General features: G+C 37.7%; 18 protein-coding genes and 2 riboswitches. Of the genes, 12 read left to right on the top strand and 6 right to left on the bottom strand.

Annotation, left to right across the window (positions count from 1 at the left end; all coding sequences use genetic code 11):
* Nucleotides 1-3: 3 nt before the first annotated feature.
* Genes P8610_RS14205 through P8610_RS14190 form a run of 4 tightly spaced genes read right to left on the bottom strand, consistent with a single transcriptional unit; the run spans nucleotide 4 to nucleotide 4039 of the window.
* Nucleotides 4-1107, bottom strand: a complete 1104-nt coding sequence (locus tag P8610_RS14205; protein WP_394604943.1) for a GerAB/ArcD/ProY family transporter — start codon at nucleotides 1105-1107, stop codon at nucleotides 4-6.
* A 15-nt stretch (nucleotides 1108-1122) separates the two neighbouring features.
* Entirely contained in the window at nucleotides 1123-1353 is a 231-nt protein-coding gene (locus P8610_RS14200; protein WP_394604942.1) for a hypothetical protein, read from the bottom strand.
* A gap of 17 nt (nucleotides 1354-1370) precedes the next feature.
* On the bottom strand, nucleotides 1371-2516 hold the full coding sequence (locus tag P8610_RS14195) for a Ger(x)C family spore germination protein (protein ID WP_394604941.1): 1146 nt from the start codon (nucleotides 2514-2516) through the stop codon (nucleotides 1371-1373).
* Nucleotides 2517-2545: 29 nt separating this feature from the next.
* Nucleotides 2546-4039 (bottom strand): spore germination protein, encoded by a 1494-nt coding sequence (locus P8610_RS14190; protein ID WP_394604940.1) that lies wholly within the window; start codon nucleotides 4037-4039, stop codon nucleotides 2546-2548.
* 117 nt (nucleotides 4040-4156) lie between these two features.
* Nucleotides 4157-4259: riboswitch (guanidine-I (ykkC/yxkD leader) on the top strand.
* Nucleotides 4260-4309: 50 nt separating this feature from the next.
* Here P8610_RS14190 and sugE point away from each other — a divergent pair.
* Nucleotides 4310-4633 carry a quaternary ammonium compound efflux SMR transporter SugE gene (gene sugE / locus P8610_RS14185; protein ID WP_289496973.1) on the top strand — a complete coding sequence of 108 codons (324 nt, stop codon included), beginning with the start codon at nucleotides 4310-4312 and terminating at the stop codon, nucleotides 4631-4633.
* A 147-nt stretch (nucleotides 4634-4780) separates the two neighbouring features.
* On the opposite strand, the gene P8610_RS14180 is transcribed toward sugE, so the two are convergent.
* Together P8610_RS14180 and P8610_RS14175 are read right to left on the bottom strand one after the other, a co-directional pair.
* Entirely contained in the window at nucleotides 4781-5566 is a 786-nt protein-coding gene (locus P8610_RS14180) for a polymer-forming cytoskeletal protein (protein WP_394604939.1), read from the bottom strand.
* Between the two features lie 21 nt (nucleotides 5567-5587).
* Nucleotides 5588-6211: a YhbD family protein gene (locus tag P8610_RS14175; protein ID WP_394605005.1), complete on the bottom strand. Its 624-nt coding sequence runs from the start codon at nucleotides 6209-6211 to the stop codon at nucleotides 5588-5590.
* 119 nt (nucleotides 6212-6330) lie between these two features.
* On the opposite strand from P8610_RS14175, the gene P8610_RS14170 reads away from it, so the two are divergent.
* The 11 genes from P8610_RS14170 (at nucleotide 6331) to P8610_RS14120 (ending at nucleotide 19169) form a co-directional block, all read left to right on the top strand.
* Nucleotides 6331-7059, top strand: a complete 729-nt coding sequence (locus P8610_RS14170) for a TIGR02206 family membrane protein (RefSeq protein ID WP_394604938.1) — start codon at nucleotides 6331-6333, stop codon at nucleotides 7057-7059.
* A gap of 91 nt (nucleotides 7060-7150) precedes the next feature.
* Nucleotides 7151-8221 carry a hypothetical protein gene (locus P8610_RS14165; protein ID WP_394604937.1) on the top strand — a complete coding sequence of 357 codons (1071 nt, stop codon included), beginning with the start codon at nucleotides 7151-7153 and terminating at the stop codon, nucleotides 8219-8221.
* A gap of 113 nt (nucleotides 8222-8334) precedes the next feature.
* The gene (locus P8610_RS14160; protein ID WP_394604936.1) at nucleotides 8335-9702 is read left to right on the top strand and encodes a TrkH family potassium uptake protein; all 1368 of its coding nucleotides are present in this window, start codon (nucleotides 8335-8337) and stop codon (nucleotides 9700-9702) included.
* A 55-nt stretch (nucleotides 9703-9757) separates the two neighbouring features.
* Nucleotides 9758-9905: riboswitch (FMN riboswitch) on the top strand.
* Nucleotides 9906-10096: 191 nt separating this feature from the next.
* Nucleotides 10097-10747 (top strand): riboflavin synthase, encoded by a 651-nt coding sequence (gene ribE, locus P8610_RS14155; protein ID WP_394604935.1) that lies wholly within the window; start codon nucleotides 10097-10099, stop codon nucleotides 10745-10747.
* 11 nt (nucleotides 10748-10758) lie between these two features.
* Nucleotides 10759-11952 (top strand): bifunctional 3,4-dihydroxy-2-butanone-4-phosphate synthase/GTP cyclohydrolase II, encoded by a 1194-nt coding sequence (locus P8610_RS14150; protein ID WP_394604934.1) that lies wholly within the window; start codon nucleotides 10759-10761, stop codon nucleotides 11950-11952.
* A 17-nt stretch (nucleotides 11953-11969) separates the two neighbouring features.
* Nucleotides 11970-12437, top strand: coding sequence for a 6,7-dimethyl-8-ribityllumazine synthase (gene ribH / locus P8610_RS14145; protein WP_066239884.1), 468 nt, complete (start codon nucleotides 11970-11972; stop codon nucleotides 12435-12437).
* Between the two features lie 441 nt (nucleotides 12438-12878).
* Nucleotides 12879-13556: a response regulator transcription factor gene (locus P8610_RS14140; protein WP_394604933.1), complete on the top strand. Its 678-nt coding sequence runs from the start codon at nucleotides 12879-12881 to the stop codon at nucleotides 13554-13556.
* Nucleotides 13556-14935, top strand: a complete 1380-nt coding sequence (locus P8610_RS14135) for a sensor histidine kinase (RefSeq protein ID WP_394604932.1) — start codon at nucleotides 13556-13558, stop codon at nucleotides 14933-14935. Before P8610_RS14140 ends, P8610_RS14135 begins: the two co-directional genes overlap by 1 nt.
* 164 nt (nucleotides 14936-15099) lie before the next feature.
* Complete coding sequence (locus P8610_RS14130; protein WP_394604931.1) at nucleotides 15100-16134, top strand: ABC transporter permease; 1035 nt, start codon at nucleotides 15100-15102, stop codon at nucleotides 16132-16134.
* Between the two features lie 7 nt (nucleotides 16135-16141).
* Entirely contained in the window at nucleotides 16142-16810 is a 669-nt protein-coding gene (locus P8610_RS14125) for an ABC transporter ATP-binding protein (RefSeq protein WP_394604930.1), read from the top strand.
* 601 nt (nucleotides 16811-17411) lie between these two features.
* Nucleotides 17412-19169 carry an ABC transporter ATP-binding protein gene (locus P8610_RS14120; protein ID WP_289496961.1) on the top strand — a complete coding sequence of 586 codons (1758 nt, stop codon included), beginning with the start codon at nucleotides 17412-17414 and terminating at the stop codon, nucleotides 19167-19169.

The following is a 19169-nucleotide window of genomic DNA, read 5'->3' as shown; positions in this document are numbered from 1 at the left end:
TGTTCACGAAGTAGCCTGATGTACTTTTTTCTTTTTAACTTTAGCCACAATCGCAACCACTAAAAGAGGAAGAAATCCAAAAGAAAACGTTACAGCTGATTGCATGATAGAACCTGATTCACCAAGTTCAATCTCGTTTTTATACATAGTGAGAGAAAGAAACAGAACGATCGTCGCAATGATATAAATAAATTGGGAAGCTTTCACTTTTAACAGAGTTGATATCGCTTGATCTAGGATAAACAGCAATAACGCAATTTTCATATAAGATCCCAGGATTAAGGCTATTCCAAAGATCGCTTCAACACGTTCGACAATCTCACCTATACTGATTAACTGGGCGAGGACATGAAGCGGAAATTTTTTTAGAAACACTAATGGGCCAAGTCCCATGATTGAACAGAGTATCGTTAGTGCAAGAATGATACCATTGATAAACAATCCTAGATACAGCCATTTATTGATGGTTTGTCCTTGTTTAGGCTTTACAAAATAAAGAATCATAGCAAAAAAGAGGATATCCATATAAGGAAATCCGAACCCTACATAGACTCCATGTAAGATTGGTTTAAAACCCATGGGTGCAAGGGGGAGTAAATTGCCTAATTCGTATACGTTATAAGGCAGGATGAGCATGATTACGACGATAAATAACAAAACATACATAAGCAGGTGAAACATACGAGCCATCACTTCTATCCCTGCTTTGGCCGTTAACCCTGCGGTTATTAATATGAGACAATGAAAGATGAAAAGTGGGGTTTCTCTCATCATAGAAGTGGTAAAATATTGGCCCATTCCGTATACGATGTTTGAGTTAATATATAAGATCACAAGGATAAGAGGGATGATGATGATATAAGTCCATCCGCTTCCTAATGTGATGCGAACTTGATTTACATAGCACTCATTTGGAAACTGATTGTGCAGCGTAAGCACAAGAAATAAGATGAAAAACCCAGCTATGTTTGCAAGAAGCAAGGAGATCCATGCACCATTTTGGGCAGCAGCTAATAAAGGTCCCTGAATATTGATCAAGGCAGACCCTGTTATATACACTTGAAATAAGACAGCCATTTGCCAATAACTGATTTTACCTGCATGCATAGTAGTTACCCCTTGTTATTTTACTTGCAGCCATGAGAGAACGGCTTCAGCAGCTGGACCGAGAATGAAATAAAATATCTCGTCTAAGTTTGGTAAGTTCATCCCAGTAACATATGAAAAAAGCAAATAAACAGCTGGGATCGAAATAATCAAATAAACTTTTTTTGATTTTTTATCTTGTTTTACAGTTTTGAAATCGGAATAAAGTAGTGCAACCAAGATGAAAATAATCAGTTTTTCTGTCATCGTGATTCCTCGTCATTCTAATTCTTTTTGTGAAAAGCTCTTCCTATATCAGTGCCTGTGTTCGTAACATTCATAGTCGCATCTACATGAAAAACCGCATTTTTATAATAAGGTATTTTTTCTTTTTTTATCTTTGCCCATTCTTGAGGGTTCGATCTGTAGATATAGTTGCCTAAACCGATGATATCTAGATTTTTCTTTTGAGAATGTTTTAATAAGGCGGTTAGGTTAGCGTTAATTTGCTTTTCAATCTTCTCGTTAAGCTCTTCTACTTGAGACCCTTTTTTGATCGTTGTACATTCTAACTCTCCCATACTTGCCTGTAGTTTTGGCTTAATGTAGTAATGAATAGCCTCTTTTTTTATGGAAACGGATGTTTTAGTATGAGATTCAGTCACTTCGAACGTTTCTCTCAGCTTATTCCCTTTACAAGAAACTTCAATAATACCGAATTGAAATTCATTAGTGGCTAACATTAGGGATTTGGTGTCTTTGTTCGATAGTATAGTTTTCAATTTTCCTTTTTGAAAGATCGCAAGGCCATCTACAAAAATACTGTTCTCTTTCGATTTTTGTTTCTTTAGAAAGGGAGCGTATGCTGTATCCACTTCGCTATGAAGCTGCTTTCCAATCGTAAATAAATTAGCAGGATATGTTTTTGCACTAAACTTACTTCCCGTTTTAGTTGCTTCATTCAATTGCTCACTTACAGTATTTTCAACATGCGGTTTTTCTTTTAAATAGTCAGCTGCAACACCTTCTGTCACAGCAATACCTGTTAAAAGCCTTGGTTCATGATCACGATAGAAGAAATCTAGAGCCGAGCCAAGATTAAGTTTTTTAGCAACATCTTCACTGATAACAATGAATCGAACATGTCCCCAGTTTGCTTTTCTTCCTACATGAATCGTTACATCTCGAATGGCGTCAAAGACAGATTTTGCTTCGGTCTCAATATTGAAAAAAGATTCACCACCGCTACCAGCTGAAGCGATTTTAGGTGCAGGTTTGTAGAATTGGGTTGTAATTTTTACAGTGCCATCTTTATTTTGATCAATCGCAAGTGATTGGACAAAGACATATTCAGTAAGTTCCGCGTGATCCCAACAGCCTGATAAAAAAAGAAGGGAGGAAGCAACGATGTATTTAATTAACTTCTTCATCTTAATCCCGCCTTTTCTTATTTCGTGCATTAGATTCCTTTTCCAGTGCTTCGATGACGGAGCAATTTTTTCAATGACAAGCGAATGAAGCCATCTTTTAATAATGAAGTGCTGTTAAGTGTGAATGTACCTAGGTACGGTTCGTTAAGTACTTTTAATTTGGACAGATGGAGGAATATCAGTATAAACCCGATGAAAAGACCGAATCCTCCCATAACAGCTGCAAGAAACATTAAAGGTATCCGCAATAATCGTGCTGCGAATCCAAAATCGTAATAAGGAATGGAAAAAGAAGCAATTCCTGTAAGTCCAATTACCACAATCATGATGGGAGAAGCGAGCCCTGCATTAATGGATGCTTCACCGATGATTAATGCTCCAACAATACTGACGGTTGATCCAATCGGTTTTGGCAGTCTTACACCAGCTTCTTGTAAAAGTTCAAAGAAAAAGAGCATGATCAATGCTTCAATTATCGCTGGAAAGGGTATCCCTTCCCTCGTATCTAATAACGCTATAAGAAGCACTGTTGGTATTAGCTCTGAGTGAAATGTCGTTAATGCAATATAGATGCTCGGTAACGCCAAACTTAAAATAAATCCAACAAACCTTACCATCCTGATAATCGATGAAAATATCGACCGTTGATAATAGTCTGAAGCAGATTGAAAGAACTCATTAAACAATCCTGGACAAATAACAATAGTACCTGTCCCTTCCATCAAGATGATGATTTTGCCTTCTAATAGAGATGCAGCAGCAACGTCCGGTCTTTCTGTAAATCGATATTGAGGAAAGGGGGTAATAGTTGAGTCTTCTATTAGTTCAGCGATATAGGAAGTTTCAAGGATTTCCTCTTTATTTATTTTGTTAATTCGTGCCTCAAATTCTTCTAACATTTCCTTTTTTACGGTTCCGTTTAAATAGCCATAAACAAATTTAGTATTCGATTTACTTTCTGTTTGTTTAAATACAAATTTCAAGTCTGGTGATTTCAGCCTGGAGCGAATCAAACCAAGATTTTTCTGGAGGTTCTCAATGGTTCCTTCTCTTGGTCCGACTACAACTACCTCGTTTTGAGGTTCTGCAACACTTCTTTTTTCAACAGCTGATGCATCGATGCTTATGGCAAGATCCCATTTATCAAAGAGTAGAACGATATGGCCATTCACAACATTCGCATTTAATTCGTTGTAATTTTTCACGAGTATTACAGGTCTTGATGAAACACCTTTATTCTCGAAAAAGTTTTTGATTTGTTGAACGGAAACAGAAAGCGAAAGAGCAGCCTCAAAGTCAGGCATGTCTTTAATAATTTGATATAGCAGGTTTGATTTTTCTTCTTGAACAAGAGAATCGCAGTGTACAACCAAAGCTTCTTGTTTGTAGTTCTCACCGAATTGAAAATGCCTGATCTTAATATCATCACAGTTTTTATAAAGATTCCGTATGTATTCATCATTTGCCTGGAGATCTTTGTAGATTGAAACGCCCACTTTTAGTGTATCCACGACTGTCTTCACCTGCCTTTATCCTTTAATGTTTGATGAAGAAGAAGAATCTATACATTATTTACCATGATGTTGGACGAAATTAGAGTAGTTTCTTGACACGAATTACACTTTTCTCGATAATATAGACAGAAAGCTTTCTAGGGTTCCGTAGTGAGATTCACTAGACTGGTCCGAGAGAAAGCGCACGGTGGATACACGGTGTACACGGAAGGATAAAAGCCTGGGAGGATATAGATACTATATCTTCCCGGGCTTTATTTATTTTAGGAGGTTGTTAGAATGGCGTGGGTCTATTTATTTATTGCAGGCATTTTTGAGATCGTGTGGGCAATTGGATTAAAATATACGAATGGCTTTACTCGACTTTGGCCTTCGGTAGTAACCGTTATTGGAATGATTGTAAGTTTTTATTATTTGTCACAAGCTACAAAAGTGCTGCCGATCGGAACGGCGTATACCATCTGGACAGGAATTGGCGCAGCTGGTGCAGTTATCTTAGGAATCATACTTTTTGGAGAGCCGAAAACGTTGCTTCGTTTTGTATTTTTAGCGTTTGTTATTACGGGGATCATCGGTTTGAAGGTAACGGCAGGAAGTCAGTGAGTAGAGATGGAACTGAAAATGGATGAGGAAATGGGAAAGCTGCCTTAAACAGGTGTTTAACAAGACCTGTGAAGGGCAGCTTTTGTGTAGTTTAAAATTTTTTTAGGAAAGCAGAAATACGAGCGCTCGCCAATTCCGCATCTGAATTCAAATCTTTTCCTGTGCACCAACTTTTGCGCTTTCATCGACTTCAAGACTCGTTTTGTATTCGATTCTCTTTATTACACACCCAGGACCAATTTCGATGGTGTTTCCACGCACTACTTCAGCGTGTGTGTATTCCAGGTAAAGATGATCGCCTTCGATCACTTCTGCTGTGAGTTGATCATTATGATTACTCATAAAAAATTTGATCAGTTTTTTAAAGCCTGAGGAATCTCTTGTTTTTTTCACAGTTATATTTTCCCCGCCAATTTCTTTTGCTTCACAATGGCGTAGAAGTTCCACATCTATTGTACCTGCATTTAAGAGACCATCAATTTTAAAATTGCCGCGCGCATCAAACGATTCGGCTTCGCAATCACCTTTAATCTTCACTTGCCCTTTTACATCTATTTCATCACCTGTTAGATTTCCTTGAACAGAAGCTGAACCGCGTACAATGATTTCTTTACCTTTCAAATCTCCTTTAACTGAAGATGAGCCTTGCACCTTTAATTCCTGACAAGAAAGGTTTCCATCAATGTCGGTACTTCCGTTAATCGTCATCTCTTTCGCTTCTACATCACCTTCAATATGAGTAGAGCCGTTGATTTTTGCAGTTCCTGTAGTAATGTTCCCTTCAATATGAGCACTGCCATTGCATTTAAATTCTTCACATTTTAGATCACCATTGATATGAGCTGATCCGTTCACTTTTACTTGGTTATACTCGCCGCCAGAAGAAGTTCCTGATCCAGAAATACTAATGTTTTTAGTTGCTGTTTTCTCCATTTTTTAATTCCTCCTCCACGTTTAGGAAAGTTTTAATTTTAGTTCTTCTGTAAACTGATTGAGTTTATAATGAGCGATGATTTTTGCTTGAGATTCTACGAACAGCTTAGCGGGTTCAGGTGTAAGGATAAAAAAGGACACACCCATTTTGCGGATAAAGATTAGTTCACTTTCATTGCTTTTCAGATTCTTTGAATTTTCATCAAGCACTTTTAATAAATCCATACCTTCAGAACGATTTACTTCGCCAGTTTGTAGCAATTTGTCTAGAACATATAAGGTCAATAATTGATTGAATGTATAAGAAGTTGTGGTTCCATGGTGATTAATGTACATGTCTAACGATGTATTTGAAACAATGTTACGTTTGGTGAGTTCTTCCACTGATAATGTAGTTAGGGTGGGGGAGGGAGAAAACATATCAGCCAGTTCATCGAGTGATAAATCATCTTTTAACGATTTGATTTTTTCAATTCGCAGTAACATATCATCTTTAGGAAAGAAAGTTTCTTGACCTGTAAACGTAGATTTCCGAATGAACCAATTTTCAGGAATTAAGTTCTTTCTTTTCCAACGGTATAGTTGACCATAAGAGATATTAGCTGCTTCAAGCAGATCTTTTTTTGAGATTAGATTTTCCATGATTAACCTCCTTGATAACAATGTAACATAACACTGTTACGTTGTGCAAATAAAATATTTTCTAACAAGGAAAAGTATAATGAGATTTTGAATATCAATAAATATAAGATGGAGGGGAATAAATGGAGAGTTGGTTTGGTCCAGGTACTTCGGGATTTAATATGTTTGGCTCGGAGCATGTATTAATACTCATACTGATAGTCATGGTGAGTGTAACCATGTATGTCCTTCGTTCTCGTTTGATGGGAAAGGGTGGGGTTAAGAGGATTCTGCTTGCCGGCTTGTTGCTCTCTGAAATCTCTTATCACTTATGGGCGGTCTATAACAATATATGGACCATGCAGTTTTTTCTGCCATTGCAGCTTTGCAGTCTAAATATTCTACTAAGTATCGTTTTATTGTTAACAGATAATCGAAAACTGTTTGCGTTTGTTTATCTTTTTGGTTTAACAGGGGCTATTCAAGGGTTGCTGACACCTGAGTTATACCAAGAGCCTTGGCATTTTCGATTTCTTCAATATTTTATTGCACATGCATTTATCGTTTGGACAGCATTATATTACGGTATCGTAAAAACCTTTAGAATAAGCTGGGCTCAGTTTTTTATGTCCTTTCTTTGGCTGAATGTATACGCACTCGGAGTATACTTGATAAATACCGCGATAGGCGCAAATTATCTATTTTTGATGAAAAAACCAGACAATGCTTCTTTAATGGATTATTTAGGACCGCATCCGTGGTATATTCTCGCTCTTGAACTAGTAGCTCTGTGCCTTTGTCTGCTTGTTTTTATCCCGGTAAAAGAAAAGTCTCACGTAATTAGAAAAGGCCACCCGCTGTTTAAAGCGTAGTGGCCTTATTTTATTGAAGTTTTTGTGACTTTATATGGAATTATAAGAATTAATTGGAATTTAATGTATACTAAAGGTGAGGAGGGATTTTATGAATGAAACACTAATCAAACCTATAAGATGGGTACCTTTTCTTGTACTAAGTTTCTTAGTGATCGGAAGCAACGTAATATTGTACCAGACTTCATACTTCCAACCTGTTCCGGATGCCATAGTAATTGGCTCTATAATTGACTTTCTTCTCGTAATCCCGCTGCTTACCTATTATTTTATCATCCGTAAAAGATATTCTTGGAAACTGACATTACTTGTTGCGCTTATAAGCTATGGTTTCGCTTCGTACATCATTCCTGATTTTTTATTGGATAACTTTTCTGCAGTTCCAAAAGCGCTCTTGCTTTTAGAAGCGGGCTTTATCTCAATTGAACTCTATTTATTAATAGTGGTGTGTAAAAAGTTCCCTCAAGTTAAAAAGACATATATGGAACTGCCAGCCGAGACCCCATTTTTAATTAAAATAAGACAGGCGGTTAGCGTTCACTTTGTTCAAAGCAGGTTGATTGATGCTGTGGTTAGTGAAGTTACGATGCTATATTATGCTCTGTTTTCCTGGCGTATAGCACCTATGACTGGTACTGACACCTTTACCTACCATAAGAATACGAGCTATGTTGCTCTTCAACTGATGCTCATCCACGCACTTATCATAGAATCTGTAGGGCTTCACTACTTCTTCAGTCAGATCAATCATACGGTCTCACTTATCTTACTTTTCCTTAACATCTATTCAATTCTTTTTCTTATCGCTCAGATGCAGGCTGTTAAGAAAGTGCCACTTATCGTTTCAGATCAAACGCTGATTATGAATATAGGGTTTATGAAAGGATTAGAACTCCCGTTTAGCGTGATACAGGAATTGAAAACATATGAAGGACCAGATGAGATTCCTGCATCTGAAAAGAAATATACATTTGAAGCAAGAGTAAGTGATTTTATTCCTGAAAAGCCAGTAATCGAGCTATTGTTGAAAGAAACGGTGAAAGCAGATATCATCTATGGATTTAAAAAGAATGTTACAAGAGTCGTTATAAAAGTGGATGATTCTGTTGAATTGATGAGATTAATTGAAAAGAGAATGAATTCTAAAAATGAGCTTAATTAAAAGTTCTGCAGTCTTTTTTTAACAAATGTTCAATTTCACCTTGTTAAATGGAAATGCTATTGTTAAGATTTCAGAAGGTTACAGAAAAATTCCCTCGACAGGTGAAAAAATATATGTTTAAAAATACAGCAACAACACAACAAAAAAAGACTTTTTTAACTTCTGTTCAACTTATCGTTATTTTTTATTTATTGTCTGTTTTAGTAGCGACCATTTTATTAAGTTTGCCGGTCGGACATAACAAGGGCGTAGAACTGAAGTTTATCGATGCATTATTTACTGCAGTCAGTGCTGTAAGTGTTACAGGTCTGACCGCTGTCAATATCTCTGAAACATTCAACCATATAGGTGTTGTCCTTCTGGCAATCATCGTGCAAATCGGTGGGATTGGCGTTATGACGCTAGGAACAGCGATTTGGCTTTTAATCGGCAAGCGCATAGGGATGAGAGAGCGCCAATTGATAATGACGGATCAAAACCAATCCACGCTTGCAGGTCTTGTGCAGCTGATGAAGCAAATCTTAACACTAATAATAGGGATTGAGGTTGTCGGAACCGTTTTATTCTTTATCCTGTTTCAACCCTATTACGATACGGAAGTAGAAGTGTTGTATCACGCATTCTTCGCCTCTGTTACAGCAACGACGAATGCTGGATTCGATATTACGGGAAGCTCGCTGATCCCGTTCCGCAACGATTATCTTGTTCAAATCGTTACGATGTGCTTGATTACAGCAGGTGCCATTGGATTTCCTGTACTTGTAGAAATCAATAACTTTATCAAAGAAAGAAAGTATTTAGAGCGCTATACGTTTACCCTCTTCACGAAGGTTACTACGACTACCTTTGCATTATTGGTTGTTACTGGCGCAATCGGAATTTATGTTTTGGAGATGAATGCTTTTTTTGAGGGTAAATCTTGGCATGAAACGTTATTTTATTCTTTATTCCAGTCCGTTACAACACGAAGCGGCGGTTTATCCACCATGGATGTCTCTGAATTCACAGTGCCAACCCTTCTTTATTTAGGAGTGATGATGTTTATTGGAGCATCACCGAGTTCTGTCGGTGGTGGTATCCGAACAACAACTTTTGCTGTAGCCTTATTAGCTATTCTCTTTTACGCTAAAGGTAGAAACACAATTAAGATCTTTAAGCGTGAAATTTATCCAGAAGATATACAAAAGTCGTTTATTGTTATTATCGTTGCTATGGTGCTTTGTACGACTTCTACAATTATCCTAGCAATTACAGATCCGATGCCGATTGAGTATCTCTTTTTTGAAGTGTGCTCTGCATTCGGAACAACAGGGCTCTCAACTGGAATTACTGGTGATTTGAGCTCGATCGGAAAAGTTATTCTTATGCTGTTGATGTTTATCGGAAGAATTGGCGTACTGTCATTCCTCTTTATCATCCGAGGGAAAGTAGTAACAGAACACATTCATTATCCTAAAGAAAAATTAATTATTGGCCAATAAAAGCAATCATGTTTGAATTCAGTCTATTGTTTACTTATAATGAACATAAGTAAATAGTGTCCTTCGGGGTCGGGTGAAATTCCCAACCGGCGGTGATGAGGCAGTGGCCTCTTAGTCCGTGACCCGGTTTTGCGATTCGTGAAAACGGTGGATTCGGTGCAAATCCGAAGCCGACAGTATAGTCTGGATGGGAGAAGGAACGTGAACGCTTTTAATTGCCTGTATTTTAAAAAAGGTAGATTAAAGGTTTATTTCGTTATACTTTTAACACAAACCCCGGAAGCAATCTGTTTCCGGGGTTATTTTTATTTAAGAGAATCAAGACTCCCGCTTTGCATATTTACGATGATTATTTTTCTTATAAAAGAACAAGTTACAAGGGAGGGAAAGTTCTTTGTTTACAGGCATCATTGAGGAAAAAGGAACGATTAAGGCAATTTCAAAAGGCGATGAAACAATCGTACTTACTATTTCCGCAGAAGAGGTGTTGAAAGACGTGCACCTTGGAGACAGTATTGCGGTAAACGGGGTATGTCTAACCGTTACTTCTTTCGGCAAAAATCAGTTCACAGTAGATGTGATGCCAGAAACGTTCAAGTCTTCAACTTTGAAACTTTTAAACAATCGGGACAAAGTAAATTTGGAACGAGCTATGGCAGCAGGAGGAAGGTTTGGCGGACACTTCGTTTCTGGGCATGTTGATGGTACAGGAGACATTGTAGAGAAGCGGCCAGAAAAAAATGCGATCTATTATACGATTGCACTTCCAGATCAACTGATGCGCTACTTTATGCTAAAAGGCTCCGTTTGTGTAGATGGGACAAGTCTTACCGTTTTTGACGTTACGAATAATACGATAACAGTCTCCTTGATTCCACATACCGCAGAACATACGATTTTAGGAATAAAAGGAGCGGGAGACGTTGTGAATATCGAATGTGATATGCTCGCAAAATACGTTTACAGAATGTTAGCTCCCGAAAAAGAAGACCAAAAACAAAAGTCGAAGCTGTCTCTTGATTTCTTACAAGAGCACGGATTTTAGGAGGAGAGTTCATGTTTCACTCCATAGAAGAAGCAGTTGCAGATTTAAGAGAAGGAAAAATTGTTATCGTTGTGGATGATGAAGATCGTGAAAACGAAGGAGATTTTGTTGCGTTAGCTGAAGGAATTACACCTGAAGCCATCAATTTTATGGTGACTCACGGACGTGGTCTCGTTTGTACACCGATCTCTGAAGAAATTGCGTTAAAGCTGGATCTTTCACCGATGGTAGCAGCCAATACCGATTCACACGGCACCGCTTTTACGATTAGCGTCGATCACAAATCAACAACAACCGGGATTTCAGCTCAAGAACGAGCAGCTACTGTTCGGGAGCTTGTGAATAATGATTCTGTGCCATCTGACTTTAAGCGGCCAGGACATATCTTTCCGTTGATCGGAAAAAAGGGCGGCGTGTTGAGACGAGCGGGGCACACAGAAGCCGCAATTGACTTAGCGAAAATGGCTGGCAGCCAATCTGCTGGTGTAATCTGCGAAATTATGAAAGAGGACGGAACGATGGCTCGTGTTCCTGAACTCGTTGAACTGGCAAAACAGCACAATATGAAACTAATTACGATTAAAGACCTTATCACGTACCGAAACAAAACAGAACAGATGGTGAAGCGTGAAGTCGAAATCAATCTACCAACTGAGTTTGGTGATTTTAAAGCAATTGGGTTCTCAAATGTGCTGGATGAGAAAGAACATGTGGCCCTTGTAAAAGGTGAAATCAACAGTGAAGAACCTGTGCTGGTTCGTGTTCACTCTGAATGTTTGACAGGTGACGTGTTTGGATCAGCTCGCTGTGATTGCGGTCCACAGCTTCATGCCGCTCTTTCTCAGATTGAAAAAGAAGGCTCTGGTGTTTTATTGTACATGAGACAAGAAGGACGCGGCATCGGTCTTATTAATAAAATGAAAGCTTATAAGCTTCAAGAAGAAGGACTCGATACAGTTGAAGCCAATGAGCAGCTAGGATTCGCACCAGATTTGCGTGATTACGGTATAGGTGCTCAAATTCTTAAAGAGCTTGGCATCAGCAAAATGAAACTTTTAACCAATAACCCAAGAAAGATCGCGGGATTAAAAGGCTATGACTTGGAAGTAACAGACCGTGTGGCACTTCAGATGCCTCATAACGAAAACAACGAAGAGTATTTAAAAACAAAAAAGAGCAAATTGGGGCACATGCTTCATTTCTAATACAGGAGGAACGTTAAATGGCAAAATTATTTGAAGGACATTTAGTTGGTACAGGATTAAAAGTAGGAATCGTTGCAGGGCGTTTTAATGATTTTATTTCGGATAAGTTAGTATCTGGGGCACAGGATGCATTTAAAAGACACGGAATTTCCGAAGATGATGTAGATATCGCATGGGTTCCAGGTGCATTTGAGATTCCATTAATCGCTAAAAAGATGGCAGACAGCGGGAACTATGACGCTGTGATTACGTTAGGAGCGGTTATCCGGGGATCCACTCCGCACTTTGATTACGTTTGTAATGAAGCTGCTAAAGGAGTTGCGCAAGCATCAATGACAAGCGGCGTTCCAGTAATCTTTGGGGTGCTAACAGTAGATTCTATCGAGCAAGCGATTGAGCGTGCTGGAACAAAAGCAGGAAACAAAGGCTGGGAAGCAGCAGTATCTGCGATTGAGATGGCAAATCTGACTCGTCAGTTAGGATAAATAAGCTAGTGTGTGGAAGCCCGTCACTTTTTGTGGCGGGTTTTTGTTGTGGATGGGAAGCGAGGGATAGGATGACAAGCGTCGATAATTGTCGATTCGCCGCTATATGATGGAAATTCGCCGGATTATTGCAGAACTCGCCGTAATATAGGCGAAACTCGCCGGAATAAGTGGGAAATTTATAGAATTATTAGGTTGTGCACATCCCGCTAGCACAAACAATGCGCTTTATTAGTAGGAAATGCTGCACATCTCTGTTTAAAAGAAATCTACTTATTCCGAGTGAATAAGGTTAGTAGAATTTTCTATCGGCAGCTTACTCCTAGGATTTGTGATTAAATTTTAAATCGTATAGACTAATGGTGCTTACAACTAATGGTTGAATAATCCATAATATATGTAATAGGTAATTAAACGGATAAAGTATAGGAGTATTTAATAATGACTAATATTCTAATTGTCGATGATGATATCAATATTTTAAAGCTTGTAGATGTTCATTTAACTGAAGCAGGATATAAAGTGTTTCAAGCACAAGACGGTTTAGAAGCTTTAAACATCCTTCGTAATAAGAATTGTGATTTGGCAGTTGTGGACGTGATGATGCCTTATATGGACGGTTATCTATTAACAAGAGAGATACGAAAAAATTATGACATTCCTATTGTCTTATTAACAGCGAAAAATCAAATTGAGGATAAGGAAAAGGGCTTTCTATCTGGAACAGATGACTATCTGGTTAAACCTTTTGAACCGAAAGAATTACTCTTTCGAATTAAAGCCTTATTACGACGTTACGATAGACAATTAGATGAATCCGTTGTTTGTTTAGGACGAACGGTAATTAACAAAAAGAGCTATGAAGTTCACATTGGTGATTTAACTATACTTTTACCTTTAAAGGAATTTGAATTGTTGTATTTTTTCCTTTCAAACCCTATGCAAGTGTTTACTCGAGACCACTTAATTGAACAGATTTGGGGTCTGGATTATGAAGGAGATGAAAGAACTGTAGATGTTCATGTAAAGAGATTAAGGGAACGTTTTTCTAAATTGACAGATGATTTTCAAATTAAAACAGTACGTGGTGTCGGGTATTTACTGGAGGAGGCAAAATGATGAGGTCTCTTTACGTAAAATTTGTAGTTATTACTATAGGGATCATGATTTTGAGTGGTATATTAGCTTTTGTTATCTCCAATACATACTATCAGCAAAAATTAAAACCCTATAATAATCAAAAAAACACAAAAATCGCACTAGAAATGGTGTCTTTTGTTGAAGAACACCCAAGTATCAATCTAAAGGAGTACTTTGAAAACCTTTCAGCCATTGGCTATCAAATATACTTATTAGAGAATTCTGGAGATGAATCCTATTTCGGAGCATCTTTTCGTAATAAAATGCTACCTGCTTCAACTAAAGAACACGTATTAAACGGTAATGTTTATCATGGTATTCTTCATTTTCCGAAAGAAACATTTGTGACAGGCTTTTTTGCAAATGAATTAAAGAACACAATCGGTGTGCCGTTGAAGCATGATGAAAAAAGCTATGCTCTTTTTATTAGGCCTGATATCAAGTTGCTTTTTAATGAAATGCATATTCTTTTCGGTTGGCTGTTTGCCTTAATGATCACGTTAAGTATTGTGATGGTAGTGGTCAGTGCTAAATATTTAGTGAAGCCAATCTCTAAGTTAACGGTTGCCACAAAATCACTCTCTAAAGGGAACTTTAACGTTGAACTTGATATTAACCGTGGTGATGAATTAGGGGAGTTATCTCATAGCTTTTTACATATGTCGCGAAAGTTAGAACAATCGGATGAGATGAGAAAAGAATTTATATCCAACATCTCTCATGACATTCAATCACCCTTATCAAATATAAAAGGATACACTAATCTGTTGGAAAAAGAATCACTGAATTCAAAAGAAAAAACACATTATATATCTATAATAAACGGTGAAATTAGTAGGCTCTCTACTCTAACTAAACAATTATTACTTCTTGCCTCACTAGATCGCGATGAAGAAGTTTTAAAGAAAAAACCATTCAATATTGCACAGCAAATTAAAGAACTGGTCCGAAATTATCAATGGCTCATAAATGAGAAAGGGATTATGCTACGCTATTCCCTTCCGGATACAGAATATATCGGTGACCCTTCTTTATTGAATACCGTCTGGGATAATCTGTTAACGAATGCGATTAAATATAACAAACCTAATGGCAGTATTGAAATATCGATTGAAGAAAGAGAAAAATCGTTATTTATCACCTTTGAAGATACAGGAATAGGAATGAATAATAAGGAATTAGAAAGGATTTTTGATCGCTTTTATCGTGCAGATATCGCACGGTCGAGAACTGTGGAAGGGACCGGACTGGGTCTATCAATCGTTGCTACCATTGTTGAATTGCATGGTGGTCATACGGATGTGAATAGTAAAGAAAATCAAGGGACTACCTTTGTTGTTGAATTACCTATTGGTTAGAAAAATACTATTAAAAGTGTCAGGCATTGCCCATGGTATCCATTGGTGATGAATGACATTTTTTTGTGGCATTCTTTCCTCCAAATGATTTGTAACTTGTTATTCATCGTCTGTTCATATTCGACCTATAGACTAAGAATATAACAAGAGATGGAGGAGATGTTATGAGCGTTGCTTGGAAAGAGATATTAAAAAATAAAGTTCGGTTCACAATATTAGGTTCAATCATTTTTCTAGTTAGTTTATTAACTTTTATCATTTCAGGTTTGGCAAATGGATTATCACAAGATAATGCTGCATTAATAAAAGACTTGCCCAGCGGCCAATTTTATATGAATCAAGAAGCAGAAGAAACCTATAATTTATCGAGAATAGACAACGGTATGCAAGAAAAAATAATAAACCAACAAAAAGATGCTGTTGCACTATCCATACAGATGGGCTTTTTAAACGATGAGAGTGGGAAACAACGAAGCGTGGCTTTTGTTACATCTACCGACTCAAAATTATTTGAAAATGTAAACAGCGGGGAAATTGTACTTGACCGTTCATTAGAGAATGATGGCATCAAAGTTGGAGATCTCTTAACTCATAATCAATCTAGTGAAAAGTTTACTGTAAAAGGTTTCGTGGATCAAAAGAAATTTAGCCATGCACCTGTAGCTTATCTAAGTATGGAGAATTATAAAGAGATTTACCCTTCTGAAGAAATGCAGCTAGTCTTTATACCAGGAGGAGAATCTTCTCAACAATTTTATGGTCTACAATCTTTTTCGAATAGTGATTTTCTTAAAACAATTCCTAGCTACAGTGCAGAACAAACGTCTTTAAATCTGATTGTATGGTTTTTAGTTGTAATTAGTGGAATGCTGTTCGGTATCTTTTTCTATATGATGAACGTTCAAAAAATAGGGCTATTTGGAATTTTAAAAGCTATAGGGGTAAAAACAAGTGATTTGTATAAAATGATGTGGACTCAAATGTTGTTTATTACACTTATTGCACTTTCTCTATCTGTTACTATTAGCCAATTCTTTAATAGGGTTGCACCTAAGGACATGCCTTTTCGTTTAACGACTGATACCACCGTGCAATTGTCTATTGTCTTCCTAATCATTGGATTCATTGGAGCTACACTATCTGGTTTACAAATAAAAAGAGTAGAACCATTACAAGCGATTCAACAAGGGGAGGTTTAATAGGGGAATGTTTACAATTGATAACGTTAGAAAAACATTTACTAATGGTGACGTGAAGGAAGAAATATTAAAAGGAATCAACCTCTCTCTTAAAGAAGGAGAGATAACAGCTTTAGTAGGTCCATCAGGATCGGGTAAGAGTACACTTCTTACAATAGCTGCAGGACTTCAATCTGCAACAGATGGACACGTCATATTTGAAGGCAAAAACATAACTACTATGAGTTCTGAACAAGTGCGGAATATACGAGCAAAAATGTTTGGTTTTGTTTTTCAATCTGCACATCTTGTTCCTTTTCTCACAGTAGTAGAACAACTAATACTAATGCTGGATGTTGCTGAATCTAAAATTAAGAAACATGAACAACAACAAGAAATTGACAACATTCTAAAGTTAGTTGGATTACAACATCGTAAAAATGCTTATCCTTCTTCATTGTCTGGTGGGGAAAAACAAAGGGTTGCAATTGCTCGTGCAATCATTCATAAACCTAAAGTTCTCTTTGCAGATGAACCAACTGCAAGTTTAGATTCAAAAAAGTCAAAAGAGGTTATGTCGTTAATACGAGATTTAACAAAAAGATTGAACATTACTACCCTAATGGTTACCCATGACGAGGAAATGCTTTGTTATGTTGATCATATAATAAAAATGAGTGATGGAAAGGTTTTGTAGACTACAGCAGCCGTCTAGTGATGGCTGCTTTTTTAGTGATTAGCTTGACTCAAAAATTTGGACACACCACTCTTCATCAAAAGGCATATATTAAACAGCAAATTAAATTTTTTTATGCATATCGAAAAGCAATTGACATAGTTATTAGAATAGTGTTAAGATTACCAAAGTTACAAACTACAAAATTATGGAAAGGATGGTTGTGTCATGGTGAAAGTAATGATTGTTACTCAAATTGCGGTCTCTATTGTATTAGATAACAACTCTACAACTTCATATCATGGCCTGCCGGAAGAGATGTAAGATTCCTTTCTATTCATTTTTCGTATCTACATACATATTCGTACGCAGGTCACCCCAGTCGTGACGTGTGTTTTTTTATGGTTATTAAAGCATATCGCCTTTCGAGTGGTATGCTTTTTTATTTTTGTTTGCTTAGAAGAATCACTCTTCTTTTGCAATAGATCACTAACAATTAGGAGGAAAACAGATGAAAAAAGAAGTGCTAAACGTGTGGTTAGAACGCAAGGATCATACACTTTTTGGGTAGCTCAGTTAAACGATTGTTTAAAAGTAACAGAGATTGAGAGGAGAGACATTTATGTTTTCAGTTTTAGGTAAGTTAGCTTGGTTTTTTAAGAAGCATTGGATTCGGTACACAATTGCCGTGGTGCTGCTCACTGGAGTAGGAATCATCGAGATCATCCCTCCAAAGCTTATTGGGAATATCATTGATTCCATTCATATGGGTACGATCACAAGAGAAGATATGATGAAGACGCTCGGAATCTTTGTTGCAGTTCTAATTTCGATGTACGTCACGATGTATATCTGGATGTACCAGCTTTTTGGAGGCGCTTTTATTATTGAACGTACGATGCGTTCTAGCTTCATGCGTCACTTGTTAAAGATGACTCCTACTTTTTTTGAAAAAAATAGAACAGGAGATTTGATGGCTCGAGCAACGAATGATCTGAAGGCGATCTCAATGACTGCAGGATTCGGAATATTAACGCTCGTTGATTCAAGTTTGTTCATGCTGACGATATTGTTCGTTATGGGGTTCATGATCAGCTGGAAATTGACGTTTGCAGCACTTATTCCACTGCCAGTTATCGCGTTTATCATTAAAAAGTACGGTAAAAAAGTACATCAGCGTTTTACCGTTGCACAAGATGCCTTTGGTGAGATGAACGATTCTGTCTTAGAAAGCGTTCAAGGTGTGCGTGTAATCCGTGCTTATGTACAGGAAGAAGCAGATGTAGAGCGTTTCAATAAAGTGACAGATGATGTATTTGAAAAGAACTTGGCTGTTTCCAGAATAGACGCACTTTTTGAACCGACTATAAAGGTCCTAGTAGGAATGAGTTACTTGATTGGTTTAGGTTACGGTGCTTACATGGTGTTTCACAAAACGATTACACTCGGTGAACTTGTAACGTTTAACGTGTATCTCGGGATGCTGATTTGGCCGATGATTGCAATTGGGGAACTAATCAATATTATGGAACGCGGAAGTGCGTCACTCGATCGAGTAAACGAGACGCTGTCATATGAACCAGACGTTAAGAATGCAGAAGATCTTGTTCCGCTAAAAGATCCAGGCACGATTGCATTTGAAAATGTAACGTTCCGATATCCGTCTTCAGAAGTTGATAACTTAAAGAACATCAATGTTACGGTCAAAAAAGGGGGAACCCTGGGAATTGTAGGACGTACGGGAAGCGGGAAAACGACTTTGCTCAAGCAGCTTCTAAGGGAGTATCCAGCTGGAGAAGGTAAGATCTCGTTCTCAGGTGTTGGAATTGAAGACATTGCGCTAGAAAATCTACAAGGATGGATTGGCTATGTGCCGCAGGACGCTATTCTATTTTCCAAAACGGTTCAAGAAAACATTCTTTTCGGCAATAGTTTAGCAGATGAGGATAAACTGAACCATGTGATGGAGATGGCTTCTTTTAGAAAAGACGTTCAATATCTGCCAGAAGGATTGAACACACTTGTTGGTGAAAAAGGTGTGGCATTATCAGGCGGACAGAAGCAGCGTGTATCCATTGCACGAGCGCTGTGCGTAGACCCTGAAATCTTAATTTTAGACGATGCGCTTTCTGCTGTTGATGCGAAAACGGAGACGGCGATTATCGGAAATATTCGTAAAGAACGTGCCGGAAAGACGACATTTATTACAACACACCGATTGTCAGCTGTTGAACACGCAGACTGGATCATCGTTATTGATGATGGAGCGATTGTAGACGAAGGAAGACATGAGGACTTAATAGCAAGAGATGGCTGGTATAAAGAGCAGCACGAACGCCAGCAAATCGAACAAAACTTAAATGATAATAAGGCGGTGTAG

The sequence above is a fragment of the Fictibacillus sp. UD genome, assembly GCF_043558025.1.
Lineage (GTDB): Bacteria > Bacillota > Bacilli > Bacillales > Fictibacillaceae > Fictibacillus.
This window is presented reverse-complemented; position numbering and strand designations above follow the sequence as displayed.